At 64.3% G+C, this 16,528-nt stretch carries 14 protein-coding genes; 12 read left to right on the forward strand and 2 right to left on the reverse strand.

Annotation, left to right across the window (positions count from 1 at the left end; genetic code table 11):
* Positions 1–98 precede the first annotated feature (98 nt).
* The 9 genes from QF819_10370 (at position 99) to QF819_10410 (ending at position 10,576) form a co-directional block, all read left to right on the forward strand.
* On the forward strand, positions 99–476 hold the full coding sequence (locus tag QF819_10370; GenBank protein MDP6803554.1) for a hypothetical protein: 378 nt from the start codon (positions 99–101) through the stop codon (positions 474–476).
* 198 nt (positions 477–674) lie between these two features.
* Entirely contained in the window at positions 675–1,505 is an 831-nt protein-coding gene (locus tag QF819_10375; protein ID MDP6803555.1) for a hypothetical protein, read from the forward strand.
* Complete coding sequence (locus QF819_10380) at positions 1,502–2,311, forward strand: hypothetical protein (protein MDP6803556.1); 810 nt, start codon at positions 1,502–1,504, stop codon at positions 2,309–2,311. The genes QF819_10375 and QF819_10380 overlap by 4 nt, the downstream gene beginning before the upstream one ends.
* A 14-nt stretch (positions 2,312–2,325) precedes the next feature.
* Positions 2,326–4,341 carry a C25 family cysteine peptidase gene (locus QF819_10385; protein ID MDP6803557.1) on the forward strand — a complete coding sequence of 672 codons (2,016 nt, stop codon included), beginning with the start codon at positions 2,326–2,328 and terminating at the stop codon, positions 4,339–4,341.
* A 451-nt stretch (positions 4,342–4,792) separates the two neighbouring features.
* Positions 4,793–5,017, forward strand: a complete 225-nt coding sequence (locus QF819_10390; protein MDP6803558.1) for a hypothetical protein — start codon at positions 4,793–4,795, stop codon at positions 5,015–5,017.
* 54 nt (positions 5,018–5,071) lie between these two features.
* Complete coding sequence (locus QF819_10395) at positions 5,072–5,206, forward strand: hypothetical protein (GenBank protein MDP6803559.1); 135 nt, start codon at positions 5,072–5,074, stop codon at positions 5,204–5,206.
* Between the two features lie 218 nt (positions 5,207–5,424).
* On the forward strand, positions 5,425–6,312 hold the full coding sequence (locus QF819_10400; GenBank protein ID MDP6803560.1) for a lysophospholipid acyltransferase family protein: 888 nt from the start codon (positions 5,425–5,427) through the stop codon (positions 6,310–6,312).
* Positions 6,309–9,239 (forward strand): M1 family metallopeptidase, encoded by a 2,931-nt coding sequence (locus tag QF819_10405; protein ID MDP6803561.1) that lies wholly within the window; start codon positions 6,309–6,311, stop codon positions 9,237–9,239. Before QF819_10400 ends, QF819_10405 begins: the two co-directional genes overlap by 4 nt.
* A gap of 143 nt (positions 9,240–9,382) precedes the next feature.
* Complete coding sequence (locus tag QF819_10410) at positions 9,383–10,576, forward strand: hypothetical protein (GenBank protein MDP6803562.1); 1,194 nt, start codon at positions 9,383–9,385, stop codon at positions 10,574–10,576.
* Between the two features lie 18 nt (positions 10,577–10,594).
* Here QF819_10410 and QF819_10415 read toward each other — a convergent pair whose 3' ends face one another.
* Both QF819_10415 and QF819_10420 read right to left on the reverse strand, forming a co-directional pair.
* The gene (locus QF819_10415) at positions 10,595–11,389 is read right to left on the reverse strand and encodes an ABC transporter permease (GenBank protein ID MDP6803563.1); all 795 of its coding nucleotides are present in this window, start codon (positions 11,387–11,389) and stop codon (positions 10,595–10,597) included.
* Positions 11,390–11,392: 3 nt separating this feature from the next.
* Positions 11,393–12,190 carry an ATP-binding cassette domain-containing protein gene (locus tag QF819_10420; GenBank protein MDP6803564.1) on the reverse strand — a complete coding sequence of 266 codons (798 nt, stop codon included), beginning with the start codon at positions 12,188–12,190 and terminating at the stop codon, positions 11,393–11,395.
* A gap of 114 nt (positions 12,191–12,304) precedes the next feature.
* On the opposite strand from QF819_10420, the gene QF819_10425 reads away from it, so the two are divergent.
* The 3 genes from QF819_10425 to QF819_10435 form a co-directional block, all read left to right on the forward strand.
* Positions 12,305–14,041, forward strand: a complete 1,737-nt coding sequence (locus QF819_10425) for a tetratricopeptide repeat protein (protein MDP6803565.1) — start codon at positions 12,305–12,307, stop codon at positions 14,039–14,041.
* The gene (locus QF819_10430) at positions 14,038–15,657 is read left to right on the forward strand and encodes a CRTAC1 family protein (GenBank protein MDP6803566.1); all 1,620 of its coding nucleotides are present in this window, start codon (positions 14,038–14,040) and stop codon (positions 15,655–15,657) included. Before QF819_10425 ends, QF819_10430 begins: the two co-directional genes overlap by 4 nt.
* Positions 15,654–16,528 (forward strand): hypothetical protein (locus tag QF819_10435; GenBank protein ID MDP6803567.1); only part of this gene is annotated, 875 nt, incomplete at its 3' end. The genes QF819_10430 and QF819_10435, both read left to right, overlap by 4 nt.

The raw sequence follows: 16,528 nt of genomic DNA on the forward strand, positions 1-16,528 counted from the left end.
CGGCCGCGGGTCCCCTCGCGCACCACCGCCCCGACATCAAGGCTGATCCTGGATGCCTCCAGGTGACTGTCCGCGAGAGAATGAGCGCGCCAAGGTCAATGTCTCCCGCTCTCGATCAGGTCAGCATCACCAAGTCGATCGCCATCGCGTTCGGCTACGACGGTTCGGCGGGTACCGAGCACACGAGGCTGACCCTGCCTCCGCTTCCGGTGTACGCGTTCTTGGCTCCAGAGGGTTCGCTGCTGAGGGAGGACATGGTCCTTCTGAACTCCGGTCCGCCGAACGATCGGGACACCAGTCTGTCCCTTCGCCCGGGACAGTACGATCCGGACGCGGGAGATCTGATTGTCTTGTTCTGGAGCGAGACCGAAGGCGTCGCGACACCGTGGGCCGAGCTTTACCAGGGCGAGGATCAGTCGTTCAAGCTTCGCGCGGTTCCGCCCCCCCGGAACCATTGGTTCCGCTCCCGGGCATGAGAGGAACCGTGGCTGCGCGGCTTCTCGCTTGGAACGGGTTGCCGCACAGCAAGTTGGGCACTTGTTGCATTTGCCGGGCTTGGTTGGCACGGATTCTGCGATGGGGTGGGGCAACTCGCTGAGTTCCCCGCGTCGCGTCGGGGGCATGACGCAGGGGCGGGGTTTTGGCGGGGAGGAGACGCATCAAACGAGAGAGAGGTGAACATGAAGAAGAACCCGCAGTTGAGCGGACAACTCTTCCGCCTCATACTGGCTGGACTGCCGGAATGGGCTGCCCTTCGTTCGTCGATGCACACTCTCAGGGGAATGTACATGCGGCAACACTGGAACTGGATCGCAGTACTCTCGCTTGTGGGGGTCTTGGAATTGAGCGGCGCACCCGCGGCGACATTCGTTCCGACCTACAGTTACGTGGGCTACGGCGAAACGGTGAATTCCGGGTTCGACGGCGTGCGCGGCAGGATCCAGATGAAGGACTCGGACAACGTAACAGCACCGACCGGGACCGCCGTGTGGTGCAGCATGGGAACGTGCCATGTGTGGATCCAGAACCGGGAGTGGATCCAGGCCGGCTGGCGCCAGTTGTCCGATGGGACGAGGCAGATCTACGGGGAGGTCAAGACCGAGTACGGCCTGACTTCGGACATCAGGAGCTTTGAGTCCCCGTTGCCGCCGGAAGGGCTCTACAAATGCCGGAAGAACGGATCCGTCTACGAATGCATCGTCGATGGGTTCCTGATGAACTCCACAGCGGTCGGCGACATCGAGGACCGGTTGTGTGCCGCGGTGTTCGCCGCGGAGATTCAGGACACGCAGGATCACGTGCCGGGCCACAACAGTGATCGGGTCCAGTTCTCCGAGTGCCAGGTTCGGTTCATCCATCGGCCGGAGGGCACGAGCTACGAGGATGGAGAGATCACGCAGCCGCTGGACTCAGCTGAGACGTACGGAGCGGCGAAGTCGGCGGCGACGCTCGTTCCAGGCTCGGGCTGGACGTTCGACGTCTGGGACACGAGGAACCAGCCATGAAACCAACACTGAGGAGAGCATCCGCCCATGCCGGGGCGGCCGTAGTACTTCTAGCCCTGCTCGGAGTGCACTCGGGCGCGGCGGGACCGTCAGACATCCAGAGGGGTCCCGCGCGCCAGACGGTATCCATCGCGCCGACGACCGCTGCTCCCGGGGTCAGACGCCCTGCTGATGTCCGGGCGCTCGCCGCAGCGTACCTGGGTCGGGACGAACCACAGGTCGCGCTGGGCGAAGCAGAGCCGGTGGAGTTTTGGGATGAGAGCCCTTTCGGGGAAGACTACGAGGGCAGGGTTCTCTGGTCGGTGCGTGCGACCGGGGTTCGGATCGCTCGGACCGAGCGCCCGGATTCCGCCGTTGTGAACGTGACGCTCATCCTCGATGAGGCGGGCCGTCTGCAGTGCGCGTTCACGGACCCGAAGGTGGAGTGGGTCGTTTCGGCGGACGGCTCGTACGAGGACGTCGAAACGAAGGCGCGCAAGAACCGGATGGCGGCGCGACCGCTTCGCGAAGACGAGCGCTGCGAATCGTCGGTCGCAGACGTGCTCGGCGCCCTGTGGTCCAGAAGGGGCATCGACCCCTCCGAGCCCGGCCAGCTCGTGCTCCGGCCTCGATTCGTCTCCCGGGGGTTGCCCGCGAAGGAGGTGGACGGGGAGTGGGTGCCGGTGCCGCTGCCAGGGCCCTACTGGCTGGCGGAAATTCGCGGCATGATCACGCTGATCAAGTACGGGCACTACTACAGCGGACAGCTCGTCGCCATGGACGATGACCTTGGGCGTCAAGACTCCCAGGGGACCTACATGCCGTGAGAAGGAGGAGCACGATGAGTCTCCATCGAGTCGCAGCCGGGGGTGTGGCCATTCTCCTGACCGTGGCCGGCGCGGCACAGTCGTTCGAGTGCCCGGAGCAATGCACCAGTCTGTGTGCGATTTGCGGCGACAACCCCGCCGCGAGCGCCGAAGCGTTCTTCATCTACGACGGCGTGGCAACCTGGGAGATCGCCTGGGAGCATGAGACCCGCGAGTACTTCCTGGAGAGCGCAGATGACCCGACCATGGGCGAGTGGCTGCCGGTTGCCGGCGGTCCGTGGCGCCCGGGTCAGCGCAGGTACTCGACGAGTCTTCCGGCCGGGGCGGGGGAGTTCGTGCGGCTCGTGGAGATCGAGACGGACGGCAACCGACGGGTGCTCGACTACGCACGGCAACAGCCAACCCCGACTCCCTTTGATCGACCGCCAGCGCCGACGGTGGAGGAGCTGCGAGCGCGGGTCGACTCTCTCCTGGCAGTCCGGACGCAGGGACTGCAGTCCCCGGCCGGTGCGGGAACGCTGGTGGTCTACGCGCCGTCGGCCTTCATGTCCGACCTTCAAGCCTACTTCGACTACGGTACTGCGTATGGCTACACGGTGATCCCGGAAAGCATCGACGGGTATCCGACGTCCCCCGATCTGTTCCGCGCCACTCTCAAGCAGAGCATCGCGACGCACGCGGGGGCCGGTGCGTTCTACTTCCACCTTGTTGGCGACGCGAACGATTGGCAAGAGTTTGATGGGCCGTTGACCTCCCAGTACTGGGTTGGGAGCTGGGAATCCGTCCGCCAGTCGTACCTGGACGGCGGCTTCCCGGCGGGAGGTCAGCCGTTGTTCAACGTGATCCCGACCTACGCGGTCGCCGACACGCTGCCACCGGGCACGAACCAAGCCCGGTGGTATCCGTACTGGACCTCGGACCAGCCCTACGCCGACGTGGACGATGATGGATACCCCGATGTCGTCGTGACACGATGGCCCGCGACGGATGTTACGGATGTCGTGTCTTTCGTGGGGAAGACGCTCTCGTATGGAGGGCTGGGAGGGGGGTCGCCCTTGTACGTCGCGGAGCTGTTTGTCTGGGACTGGGAGAATATGAGCGGCGGTCACGGCACCGGTTCCTTCATCCGGGGTGTTGCCGACAGCGTTGCGGCCACGCTGTCGGCCTTCTCGTCTGTGTCCTCCCTGTATGCGTTTCCCAACTATGGAGAGTCTGGCCTGGTGGGGCCGGCGGTCGGTGAGTGGAACTGGAACCGCCCGGATCTCGCTGTGATCCTCGGATCGGAGTCCCATCGGTACTCTCCCGGCAAGTTCTTCAGCAAGAAGGTCGGCGCCGGCTCTTTCGACGTTGGGATGCTCGCGAGCGGTCACCCGGCGTTCGTCCTGGGGCCGACATGCGGGACCGGCGACTGGAGCATGACCGAGGACATGGACTACGGCCCGCCGGTCTGCGAGGACTTCCTGCGCCATCCCTGGGACGGTGCGATCGCATGGGCCGGTCCGTCGGCCGCAACATGGCAACAGGGGAACGTGGAAGTTATCGTCCGGATTCTCGATGAGGTCGTTGCGAATCCCGATCGCCCGATGGCGGAGTCCTGGCTGGTGACTATGCAGCGGATCGCGTCCGAGTTCTCCGACAGCTCGCCCATCCGCGAGACGGCAGATTCGTACATGTTCTTCGGGGATCCATTGAGTAGGCTTACCTCGGGAGGAGGAACACCGACGGGGGGCTCGCTCGACCAAGGGGTGCCCGGCCGTCTTGCCCTTCTCCCTGCGTCCCCGAACCCCTCCTGGGGTGGGAGCCGGATTCACTTCTCGGTTCCCGACTGCGCGCCAGTGAACCTGGCCGTCTATGATGTTGGAGGTCGTCGCCTTCGCACGCTTGTGAGCGAGGAGCGTCCGCAGGGGCGCTACAGCGTGCAGTGGGAGGGGCTGACCGATGAGGGTCGTCGTGCGGCTGCCGGGGTGTATTTCGTTCGTCTTGACGCGGGCAGGGAGGCGATCACGCGGAAGCTTGTGCTCCTTCGGTGACCGACACAGAGCGAGTGCCCTTAGGGGCACACAGGTTCGCTCGCGAGTCGGCGACTTCCGCCCTCACCTGAGACCGAGCGGGTTCCTCTCCCGCGGCTGAACCGCAACCACGCTTGCCGGACTTGATGCATTGACAGCTTTAGAGGTACCGAAGCGCGCGGGCGTGGCTCTCCTGGCCTCGCTGATACTTCTGCACACACTCCTTCACTAGCCCCGGTTTCTCCCCGCGCTCGGTCTCGGCGAGGCGGCGTCCTGTGCTTCCCGATGATGCGGCCCGATGTCGTGTGTGTGTGAGGGGGGGGCGAAACGGTTCCGCCCCCCCGGAACCACTGGTTCCGCTCCCGGGCATGAGAGGAACCGTGGCTGCGCGGCGTCTCGCATGGAACGGGTTGCCGCACAGTAAGTTGGGCACTTGTTGCATTTGGCGGGCTTGGTTGGCACGGATTCTGCAATGGAGTGGGGCAACTCGCTGAGTTCCCCGCGTCGCGTCGGCGGCATGACGCAGGGGGCGGGGTTTTGGCGGGGAGGAGACGCATCAAACGAGAGAGAGGTGAACATGAAGAAGAACCCGCAGTTCGAGCAGTTGGAGAACCGGGAACTCTTGAAGGTCCCGTGGCGTTTTCCGTTCTTGCCGCCGTGGTGGCCGGATCCGTATCCGTGGGAACCGATCTTCTGATAACCAGAGGACAAAGAGGGCCCATGGAAGCAACGACTGTAAGGAGGAGAGAGCATGATGAGGCAGGAAGCCGTGTCGTTTGACGAGTTGAGTCATCGAGAACTGTTGAAGATCGATCCCACTTGGTGGTGGGGGCTGGTCATTGTGGTCGCCACTTACATGATTGAAAATCCGCCGAACGGAGGGTAGGGCACGATGAGGCAGGAAGCCGTGTCGTTTGACGAGTTGAGTCATCGAGAACTGTTGAAGATCGATCCCATTGATTTGTCGCTGCTCATTTTGCTCGCCATAATCACGACGGAAGGTCCGTCGTACGGAGGGTAGGGAGTCTCAGCATCCACCGGCCGTGGGGAAGGATATCCACTTTCCCCGGCCGGGCTTCCCCTGTTTCCCGGGAGGGCAGTTTCATGATCATCGTGAATCGATGGGCTCCGGCGGTTCTTGCGCCGCTCCTGTTCGGCGTGACGCGGGGGACCGTCCGGAAGCGGGTTCACACGAGCCTGTATCTTGCGATGACGAATCTGGGCCGGAAGGCGAGTGCGACAGGTGTGGACCACATGGTTGCGAGGAACTTCAGAAGCCTCTTCACCGATCGCCTGCATTCGCTGGTGCTGCTCCTCCCCCATTGGACCTTCAGGCGCATCGTGCAGCGTTCCGTGCCTCCGCAGGGGGCCCCGGCGCTGGAGGCCGCGCTGGCCAAGGGGAAAGGCGCCATTGTGTTCTCGTGCCACATGGGCCCCTATGCGCTGATTCCAGCGATCCTCTCCACGCTGTTCTACAAGGTGACCGCAGTCGACAAACTCAGCTACCTCGTCCGCCCCACGGCCCTGGCCAAGGTGGAGAAATCCAACGCGGCATATGGAGAAGACCGCCTGGAGACTCTCCCGGTGGGCGACGGGTTGCTTCTTCGCAAACTCGAGCGCCGGCTTCACGAGGGGCGCGTCGTGTTCATGATGGGGGACTACCGGGGGACACCCGCCCGCGGCGCCGAGCCCATTCGATTCCTTGGGCACCCGGTACACGCGGGGCGCGGTCTTGCGTGGTTGCACGCGAGGACAGGGGCGCCGCTGATCCCCGCCATCTTCACATTTGAGAAGGGAAAGCCCCGGCTTGAGGTTGGCGAGGAAGTGAATGTCGAGGGTCTTCGGACTCCGCGGGACATCACGCAGAGAATCTACAAGACGCTGGAACAACGAATCCTGAAGAGCCCCGAGCGCTGGGCACTGTGGATTGACTACCATCTCATGGTCTCCCACGAGACACTGAATGCCGAAAAGGAGAACAACCCCCAATGAACACGAGACGCAGAGAACTCGGACGCCAAGTGATCGGAAAGCGGGCAGGGGTCTTGGTCGCTCTCTTCGCGACGCTCCTGGCGGTTGCGCCGAGTTGGGCGGGTCCGGAGCTTCGCTATGACATCCGGGCGTCGCTCGACACCCGGGAGAAGACGATCACGGGGATGGAGCGCATTGTCTACGCGCACGACGCGGACGGTCCGCTGGACGAACTCTATCTCCACCTGTATGCGAACGCCTACCGGAGCGAAGCAACCACCGCGGGCCGGGAGGCGGAAGAACAGCATCACGACTTCACGCTGGCGCATACGCCCTTGAAAGACCGGGGGTGGGTGGAGATTCGGTCAGTGTCAGTCAACGGGCGATCCGTATCGCACGAAGTCGACGAGACGCTGATGCGTATTGGTCTTCCGGAGCCTGCGATGCCGGGAGAGGTGTTGGTGCTGGAGATTGACTTCATGACGAAGATCCCACGCGTTCCCCATCGCTTACAATACTCCGGCTCCCAGTTCACATGTGCGCAGTGGTATCCGAAGATGGCCCTTCGCGACGAAGACGGTTGGCACAAGGACAAGTACCACCTGGTCGGTGAGTTCCACGGCGAGTTCGCCACCTACGATGTCCGAATCGAACTGCCGGGCGATTACTATGTGGGAGCGACCGGGCATCTGGTGGAGGCGGTCGGTGGAGACAACGACATTCCCGAGGCCTCGGCGGCCATGCGGGGCGAAGCGGGTGCGGGGTCTTCCGGCAGCGAAACGACCCCCTCCGCCGAGCGCAAGACACTGGCCTTTCACGCGGAAAGAGTGCACGACTTCGCGTGGGTCGCGTCCCCGGACTATGTGAAGGACTCTGCGGAGTGGCGGGGCGTGACCGTGACCGCGCTGGTTCTCCGGAAGGACTACTCCGGGGAGTGGGAAAACCTCCTGGAGTACTCGCTGGACTCGATCGAGTTCTATTCCGACCGCGTCGGCATGTACCCGTACTCGCACCTTACGGTGGTGGAAGCCGCATCTCACCCGAATGGCGGTATGGAGTACCCCATGCTGAGCATGCTGGATCCGGGTCTGGGGAACTGGTTGACGAAGCACCGCCTGGAGGAGGTGGCGTCGCACGAGATCGGTCACATCTGGTGGTACGGAATCGTCGCAAACGATGAGGTTCAGGAACCGTGGCTCGACGAAGGAATCAACCAGTACTACACGCATCAGTACCTGGAGTGGAAGTACGGAGACAGGGAGTGGAAAGGGCCGGGTCTCGTGCGGACACTCCAGAGTCTGGGGGGCGATGCGTTTTCCACACGCGACGGTATGATCGCATTCCTCGGGAGGGGGGGACTGAATCAAGTCATTGACCAGCCCGCGTACCACCTGGGGGGCATGGCCGAGTACGGCACGATTGTTTACGCCAAAGGATCGCGCGTTCTGGAGATGTTGGGTGCGGTGGTGGGTGACGAAGTCCTGGATGACATCATGAGATCATTCTACGACGAGTACAGCTTCCGGCACCCGAGTATAGAGGACTTCGTTCGCGTCGCGGAGACGGTCAGCGGCGAGGAGTTGGACTGGTTCTTCGATCAATGGCTGCGTACGGGGAAGAGTTGCGACTATGCGGCAGGGGGGGTGAGTCGATCGTCCTGGAATGAGTCCACTGGCGAGTATGTGACGACGGCCGAAGTTCTCCGAGAGGGCGAGATCGTCATGCCGGTGGAGGCGGAGGCGATTCTCGCGAACGGTGAACGAGTGACCGAGACCGTTTTCGCCGAAAAGGAGAAATCGCTGGTCACCTTCCACACAGAGAGCCCCGTAGAGAAAGTCGTTGTGGATCCACGGCATCGCCTCCTGGAGTGGGACCGCATGGACAACCAGAGCGGGTTCCTTCCTCCCGTCCAGTGGTCCGGGCTCTTCCATGGCGAGCAGGAGAGGGAACCGCCCAGCGCCTACCCCGTCCGCCTGAATCCGACGCTTGCGTACAATTCGGTCGACCGATGGAGGGTGGGTGTCAGCATGGGAACTCCCAGAGTGACACTGGTTCCGCACAGATTCCTGTTGAGCGTTGATTACGGAACCGCCAGCGAGAAATGGAACTACCGGAGTCTCCTCGTCACGACGACGGGCCGAAATGGCGAACTGTCTCTTGCGGCGTCTGACGCAGCCGGGCGGAGAGGGGTGGCCTTCGAGTGGAAAACGCCGTCGGTCGTCACTCGGGTGGCGAACCGTGCCAGGACTGAAATGCCGAAGAAGACGACGCGAATATCGGCGGGCTTTCGCGATCGCTACAACGATCGCTACGAAGACCCGAAATGGTCTTCGCCGGGGAAGACCACTCTCGTCGAGTGGGTCGGAACATATGAGAACAAGGGATACCATGGCTTCACTCAGGGCCGGGTGGAAGTCGGTGCGGGAATAGACATGCTGGACCCGGATTACACATTCCGACGCGGTTGGGCGGAGGCGAGCCAGGATCTTCGTCTTGGGAGAACAGGGGCGGTGCTCTTCCGATTCCGCGGGACTGCGGGGCTGGTAACCGACGGGGCGCCGATTCAGGAGCGGATGCATGTGGCTCTCGGCGTTCCGGCGTCTACCGTGAACCCCGTCGCATTTCTTTCCAGGCACCGGGGCGGCGGGGGTGTGCGCGGATACCAGACCGAGGCGGCCTTCGGAACGAATGTCCTGGCCGCAGGCGTGCAGCTCTCGAGCAAACGCTTTTCCCTGGGTCCGGTGACGCCGATCCTGTTCTTCGACGGCGGAAGGGTTGGCGGAGATGGGGATTCGCGGCTTCTGGACCGGGTTGTCTATGACGCCGGGCCCGAGTTCTGGATTGCATCCGTTCTCAACCTCAGCTTTCCCGTGTGGCTCAGCGATCCCCCTGTCGATGAAGACGAGTTTGACTTCCGCATGGTGGTGAAAGGAAACCTGGCCTTCTGATGGGCCCGGGCCTTCACGAACCGGGCGGACCGGTTTCATCGCGGAGAGGAACACACCGCCCTTGCCGGGGAGAGCCCGCCGCGCTTCCCCCCGGAAAGGCAGGTTCCGTCGTGCTTCGGCGGAACCCCGGCTGCGAAGTGTCCATGCAGCGGAGTGGAAGTGAGTCCTTCGCGCTCGTTCGATTCGGGGACCGGTACTTGAAACTTCGCGGGGCGTTTTTCCGTTTGTTTGAAGCACTCGATGGAACGGTTTCTGTGAACACAGCGATTGCCCGCGTGTTTGCGTCGAACGATATCCCGCCAACGGAAACGATCGACGAGTTCCTGGTACTGTTGTTCAGGAACCGAATGGCTCTGCCCGTGTCCGCGATGGACACCGATGTGCTTGAGAGGATGTCGAAGGAACGGAGCCCCGCGAAGGCCTCGGTTGGAAGTGCGATCGGGCGGCGCATGGTAAGGGCGAGGGTGGCGTTCTGGCCTGCGGATCGCTTTGTGACCTTCCTGTACGGCGTGGTCGGCCGGGTTCTTTTTGCGCGGCCGTCCGTGGCGGCGATGTCTGCGTCTGCGCTGGCAGGGCTGTGGCTGCTGGGCGCGCAACTCTCGGGGGCCGATCCGGCTTCGATGTACTCGGCGGTGGTTCACGGGAATGTCGGTCCGGCGGCGGCGGCGATGTTGCTGGCCATGGGACTCCTGTCGATGTTGACTCACGAAATGGCGCATGCATTGGCGTGCAAGCACTACGGGCGCCGCGTGTCCGGGTTCGGAGTCATGTTCTACTACGGCGTTCCGGCCTGCTTTGCCGACACCACCGATGCATGGATGCTGTCGCGCGGGAAGCGCGCGGTCATCGACGGAGCGGGGATGTTCGCGAATGCCGTCATGGGGTCTGCCTTCAGCATTGCGGCGTTTCTCCTTCGCGGGGAACCGGTGTGGCAGGTTCTCGTGCTGGTCGCGGCAGTCAACTATCTGTCGCTCCTCGGGAACCTGTGGCCGCTTCTGAGATTCGACGGTTACTACATTCTCTCCGATCTGATGGACCGGCCGAAACTGAGAGAGGAAGGAATCCGGGCCGCCCTTTCGCGAGAGTCATGGGTTTGCGCCATTCGGAGGAACGCGTCCCGGGCGGAGACCGGCGTGCTCCTCTTCGGTGTGGCTTCGCTGGCTTTCACCGCCGTCGCCGTCGCCGGCCTGAATCAGTATGCCGTGACGGCGGCGCGGAGAATCATCCCGGGAGTGTACGGGGACCTCGCGGCGGCGGTGGCGGTCGTCTTGATTCTCGGTACGCTCGCGAGTTACTGGCGTCGCGAAGTGACGGGAGCACGGAACCTCCGTGTGTGAGCGCGGAGACGCCCCTCCCTATTTCACGAGGCGGCGCTTCATCAATACGAGTGCGGCAACACTCAGCACGCCCGAGACCACGATCAGATACGCGAGGCTCGCGGGCCACGCCGTCGGGAAGTCGCCGAGGCACGCGCCTCGCACGAGAACCGCCAGGTGCGTCAACGGGAGCGCCATAGCGACGGCGTGGAGAGGTGCGGGGAGGATTTCGAGCGGGAAGAAGGTGCCGCTGAAGAGGAACATCGGGAAGATGAGCAGAAAGACCGGCAGGTTGAAGGAGTCGATCGTGCGAGCGCGGGAAGTCGCGATGAGTCCCACGCTTGCAAACAGGATTCCGCCCAGCGCTGTCAGCGGGACCACAAAGAGGCCCCACGGCCACGCTACCAGTCCGAAGAGCGAGAGAATGCCGAGGATGGTTGTTCCCGCGAAGACGGACTTCGTGGCGCCCCAGAGCCACTCCCCCGCGATGACATCCTCCACGAGAAGGGGCGTGGCGACGATTGCGTCGAAGGTGCGCTGGTAGTACATCCGCACGAACGACGAAAAGGTCATCTCGAAGAATGACCAGAACATGACCGCCATGCAGATCACACCGGGTGCCATGAACTCGAGATAGGGAAGGTCGCGCCCGCGGTGCTCCACCGTGTCGATGAGGGAACCCACGCCGAATCCGAACGCGAGAACATACAGGACGGGCTCGAGAAGCGGCGGCAGGACATTCGTGAGCCATGTGGTCCGGGCCACATCCGCGTTGCGACGCCATACGAGCCATGCGCCATGGGAAACATTGCGAAGCGATGCGGACGCGCTCATCGGTCAACTCCCCAGCGACTTTCCGGTTCGACGCAGGAAGACATCCTCCAGCGTGGCGGGCCGGGTGATGCGGTTCGCGTCGTCCCCGCCGGCGGTCTCGACGACTTCGCCGCCGATCTCCTGCTCGACCAGCTCCCCGGGTGGGCCGTCCAGAAGGATCCGGCCGCCGTCCATGAGAATCACACGGTCGCAAAGCCGCGCCGCCTCTTCCATGTAGTGAGTCGTGAGCAGTACCGTGACGCCCTCCGCCTTCAGGCTCTCCACGCGACGCCAGATGAGAAGGCGGGCGTCGGGGTCGAGGCCGGTGGTCGGTTCGTCGAGAAGAAGAAGGTCGGGCCGGTTGAGGAGTGACCGCGCGAGTATGAGCCGGCGCTTCATGCCGCCGGAGAGTTCGTCGATCCGCGCGTCGGCGCGATCCTCCAGTCCGACCATCGCCAGAAGCTCCAGCCCGCGTGTTCGCGTCTCTTCCGTGGATAGTCCGAAGTAGCGCCCGTACACCAGGAGATTCCGCAAGACATTGAAATCCGGATCCAGGTTGTCCTCTTGCGGGCAGATTCCGAGGCGCGCCTTGATCCGGCGCGGGTCGGCGGTCACATCCATGCCGAATACCCGGGCCGACCCGGCGGTCACGGGAAGAAAGCAGGAGATCATGCGGACGGTCGTCGTTTTTCCCGCCCCGTTCGGCCCCAGAAACCCCACGCACTCTCCGGGTTCCACCGAGAAGTCCACGGAATCAACCGCCGTGAAGGAGCCGTACCTCTTCGTGAGACCGCGCGCCTCTACCGGGTGAAGTGGTTTCATGAAGGTGAGCCTCCGGGAGTTCCGCGTGCCGTGCAGGCTAGCAATCCGGGGGGGATCCGGCTAGGCTCCCCTGATTCCGTCCGGCGTTCTCATCCCGCGCAGGAAGATACACGAATGTTCCGTACTGATCGATCGGGCCTCATGGTCGCGTGGACTGCGGCAGGGGCGGTGTTGTGCGCCCTTGCGGCGTGTGCTCCCGGGGGGGCGCCCGCCGAGCGAGCGCGGACAGCGATGAATGCCGGGCGGATCGAAGCGGCGTACAAGATTCTGACAGTCGCGGTGCGGGACCGTGCGCCATCGGCGGATGTGCTGGCACTCCACGCGCGGGCATGCGTCGCGACATGGAGGACTGCCGAGGCGTTGGCCAGCGCGGAGCGGGCGGTCGCCGAGGCTCCGGAGAGCGCGGAAGCGCACTTGGCTCTGGCTCGCGTTCATGAAGCGCGCCGGCGCCATCTTGCCGCGATCCGCGAAGCGCGAGAGGCGATCGCGCTGGCACCCTCCGACGCGCGTGCTCACATGGCGCTGGGCGAGTTTTTGTCCGGCGGCGGCCTCGTCGGGACGGCCGACCCCGAAGGCGCGGCGGATGCGTTCCGCGAGGCACTTCGCCTGGACGCGCAGTCCATTCGCGCGCGATGGGGATTGGCGAAAGCACTGGTCGCGCTGGGTCGTTCCGCCGAGGCGGCGCTGGAAGTGGACGCGGTCCTGGAGCGGGCGCCCGGGTACGCCGGGGCCTACCTTCTGCGCGGGACGATCCGAATGCGCGCGCGGGACCTTGCCGCCGCAGAGGAGGATTTTCGCGCTTCGGTGACACTGGACGCATCCAACCCCACCGCGCACTTCAATCTCGCGCGCGTTCTGCAACTTGCGCGTCGAACGGAGGAGGCGGACGCGTTTCGCGAATCCTACGGCCACGCACGAACGCGGGCGGCGCGCATCGAACCCGCCGAGATCTCCTTTCGCGAAGATTCCGGCAATGTCCGCGTGGGCCTTCTTCTGGCGCAACTGTGCCTGGAGTCGCGGCGCGCGGAGAAGGCATGGCGGGTGTCGCTGGCGGTCTGTTCGTCGGCCCCCCCGGGGCTGCTCCCTCGCGCGCACCTCTTTCGCGCCGAAGCCGCGCTTGCCGCCGGTCGCATCGAGGATGGGCTGGCGTCGGCGATTCTCGCCTGCGACCTCCTTCCGGGTGACGCGCACCCTCGGGTTCTCGCGTCCCGTCTGGCTGAGTTCTCGGGAGACACCGAAGCGGCGCTGAAGTACGCGCGGGAAGCGGTCGCTGCGGACCAGTCCTCCGCGGAGGCGGCGCTTCTTCTCGGCGACGCGCTTCTGGCGGGCGAAGATCCAGCCGGCGCACTCTCCGCCTACCGTCAGGCGGGGCGACTGGTTCCGGGCGATCCGCGAGTCATGGCGGGCGAGGGCCGCGCGCTGGCTCAACTGGGGCGGCATTCGGAAGCGGAGCAGCATCTCTCCGCGGCTCTTCGGATTCGGCCGCGGAACTTCCGCTGGCGGGTTCACCGCGGTGAGGTCCGGCTCGACGCCGGGAATCTCCGTTGGGCGGAAGACGATCTCCGCAAGGCCGCGGAGTCGCTCCCCGGCTTTGCGCCCGCGCATCGGGCACTGGAGCGCGTGCTTCGCGAGGGCGGAGAGGCGGCCGCCGCGGACTCCGCCGCACGCCGTGCATCGGAACTGGAGCATCGCGTGGGGAAGATCGAAGAAGGGCGCGCCGCATTCCTGAAGTCACCGGGAGACGAAGCGGCGGCGCAAACACTGGCGACGCTCATGGAGGAGTCGGGCCGCCCGGCCGAGGCTCTCCGTGTCTTGTCGCAGTCACTCGAAGCGGGAGGGAGAATGCCATGAGGCGGTTTGCTCTTGCGGCGTGCGCTGCCGCGCTGCCCGCTCTTCTTCCGGCCGCGTCCCCCGCGGGATCTTTCCGGGATGTCACGGCGGAGTCGGGAATCGACTTCGCGCACTCCAACGGCGCCACGGGTACCAAGGATTACCGCGAGGTCATGGGTTCCGGCGCGTGCCTGCTGGACTACGACGGAGACGGCAGGCTGGACATCTATCTCGTCAACAGCGCGAAGCCGAACCGGATGTATCGCAACCTCGGAGGGCTTCGCTTTGCGGACGCCACCGACGCTTCCGGCACGGGAGATACGGGCTACGGCATGGGAGCGGTGGCCGCGGACATCGACAATGACGGCGACGCGGATCTCTTCGTGACGAATGTCGGGCCGAACCGGCTGTACATGAATCGCGGAGACGGCACCTTCCGCGACGCTTCGGAGCGTGCCGGGCTTGCGGATCCGAACTGGGGAGCGGGCGCCGCCTTCTTCGACATGGACGGGGACGGCCTGCTCGACCTCTATGTCGCGAACTATGTGCAGGTAGCGTCTCCGGACACGAACGAGTGCGTGTCTCCGGAGGGCCTCCGGCTCTACTGCTCGCCGAAAGCGTATCCGCGTGCGACCGATCGGCTCTATCGCAATCTCGGCGACGGGACCTTCCGCGATGTCACGAGCGCGTCGGGAGTGGACGCGGTGCAGGGCCGGGGGCTTGGCGTTCTCGCGATGGATGTGGACGGTGACGGAAGGGACGACCTCTATGTCGCAAACGACCTGGACCCGAACTTTCTCTTTCACAACGAAGGGGACGGACACTTTACGGAAGTGGGGATGATCTCCGGGGTCAGTCACTCCGAAGAGGGTGTGGTGGAGTCCGGGATGGGCATTGCCGATGGTGATCTGGACCTGGACGGTCGCACGGATCTCTTCGTCACGAACTACCAGAATGAAACGAACACACTCTATCGAAACGAAGGCGGCGGATTCTTCTTTGACGAGTCAGCGTCGTCCGGGCTGGGACCGTCGAGCCTCGCGTGGATCAGTTGGGGGACGGGTTTCATCGACTATGATCTCGACGGATGGCCGGATCTTTTGCTGGTGAACGGGCACACGGAGTCGGACGCGGAACTCTCCGACCCCACGACAACATGGAAGCAACCGGACGCGCTCTTTCGAAACCGGGGCGACGGCTCTTTCGACGAAGTCACCGCGGAGGAGGCCCCCATGCTTCTGGAACATCGCGCCGGGCGCGGCGTGGCGTTCGGGGATCTCGATGACGACGGCGACACGGATGTCGTGATCGTAAACCAGAACGGTGCGGCCATGCTTCTGGAGGCGACGGGGTCGCAGGGGCGGCACTGGCTCGGCGTGCGACTTCGGGGAGTGGCATCGTCCCGGGACGGCATCGGTGCGCGCGTGGAAACCCACACAGGCGGTCGGGTTCTTGTGCGGCAGGTTCATGCGGGCGGGAGTTACCTCTCCGGGAACGATCTGCGCGTCCTCTTCGGACCGGGCGAACACGCGGTGGTGGATTCGGTCGTTGTGCGATGGCCTTCCGGCGCGGTGGATCGCCTGGTCACGCCGCAAGAAGGCCGGTATCACCTTGTCACGGAAGGAGGCGATCGATGAGTGTCCCGTGGACGGATTGGTTTGGGCGACGCCATGTGGTGATGCTCGCGGTTGTCGTCGCCTGGGGCGCACCCGGTTGCGGCGGCAAGGGCGAGCAAGACACCGCATCCGAAGGCGGACACGCGGCGCACGATCACGCGGCGCACATGGCGGCCATTACGCAGCCGGAGTTGCCTGAAGGTCCGGCCAGCCCGAAGCATGCGCGTCTTCTGGACATTGCGCGGCGGATTCGCGCGTCTTCGGAAACCTACTTCGGAAGCCAGACGCTGCGCGAACTGGAGAGAGCGGACACCACCGCGATGTCCTCCGGGGAACGCGCCGTCCACGAGTATCAACTGGCGTACGAGTACTTCAAGCTCGCGACGCCCAAACTTCCCGAAGAGTACTGGGGCCGAAGCTACGCGCGCGTGCCCGCCCCGCGGACGCTCTTCATGCAGGGGATTGCCCAGTTCCGGGAGGCGCAGACAGCGAACTGCATCGGCTACCACAATCGCGAGAGCTGCATCTTTCCGCTGGCAGGCGGCGGGGTTCATGTCGCACAAGACCCCACGAAACGCGCCTTTGCATCGTTCCAGGAGGTCTTCGACGCCACCCCCCGCGGGAACCGTCCGCGCGTCCGTTGGTTCACCAACCTCATGGCGATGGCGCTCGGCACTTACCCGGAGAGCGTGCCGAAGCGGCTTCGCATTCCGGAAGAGCGGTTCCGGTCCGAATACGACATCGGTCGCTTCCGGGATGTCGGACTCGAAAAGGGGGTCGCGGCATTCAATCTGGCGGGTGGCAGCATCATGGAAGACTTTGACGGCGACGGGTTCCTGGACATCGTGACCTCCACGGGGCAGTTGGAAGGGCAGATGCTCTACTACCACAA

The sequence above is a fragment of the Gemmatimonadota bacterium genome (assembly GCA_030747075.1).
Taxonomy (GTDB): Bacteria; ARS69; ARS69; order ARS69; family ARS69; genus ARS69.

What these genes read in the sequence shown, in the direction of transcription:
- QF819_10370 (MDP6803554.1), top strand. Translation starts at nt 99, where the DNA reads ATGTCTCCCGCTCTCGATCAGGTCAGCATCACCAAGTCGATCGCCATC.
- QF819_10380 (MDP6803556.1), top strand. Translation starts at nt 1,502, where the DNA reads ATGAAACCAACACTGAGGAGAGCATCCGCCCATGCCGGGGCGGCCGTA.
- QF819_10385 (MDP6803557.1), top strand. Translation starts at nt 2,326, where the DNA reads ATGAGTCTCCATCGAGTCGCAGCCGGGGGTGTGGCCATTCTCCTGACC.
- QF819_10390 (MDP6803558.1), top strand. Translation starts at nt 4,793, where the DNA reads ATGGAGTGGGGCAACTCGCTGAGTTCCCCGCGTCGCGTCGGCGGCATG.
- QF819_10395 (MDP6803559.1), top strand. Translation starts at nt 5,072, where the DNA reads ATGATGAGGCAGGAAGCCGTGTCGTTTGACGAGTTGAGTCATCGAGAA.
- QF819_10400 (MDP6803560.1), top strand. Translation starts at nt 5,425, where the DNA reads ATGATCATCGTGAATCGATGGGCTCCGGCGGTTCTTGCGCCGCTCCTG.
- QF819_10405 (MDP6803561.1), top strand. Translation starts at nt 6,309, where the DNA reads ATGAACACGAGACGCAGAGAACTCGGACGCCAAGTGATCGGAAAGCGG.
- QF819_10410 (MDP6803562.1), top strand. Translation starts at nt 9,383, where the DNA reads ATGCAGCGGAGTGGAAGTGAGTCCTTCGCGCTCGTTCGATTCGGGGAC.
- QF819_10415 (MDP6803563.1), bottom strand. Translation starts at nt 11,389, where the DNA reads ATGAGCGCGTCCGCATCGCTTCGCAATGTTTCCCATGGCGCATGGCTC.
- QF819_10420 (MDP6803564.1), bottom strand. Translation starts at nt 12,190, where the DNA reads ATGAAACCACTTCACCCGGTAGAGGCGCGCGGTCTCACGAAGAGGTAC.
- QF819_10425 (MDP6803565.1), top strand. Translation starts at nt 12,305, where the DNA reads ATGTTCCGTACTGATCGATCGGGCCTCATGGTCGCGTGGACTGCGGCA.
- QF819_10430 (MDP6803566.1), top strand. Translation starts at nt 14,038, where the DNA reads ATGAGGCGGTTTGCTCTTGCGGCGTGCGCTGCCGCGCTGCCCGCTCTT.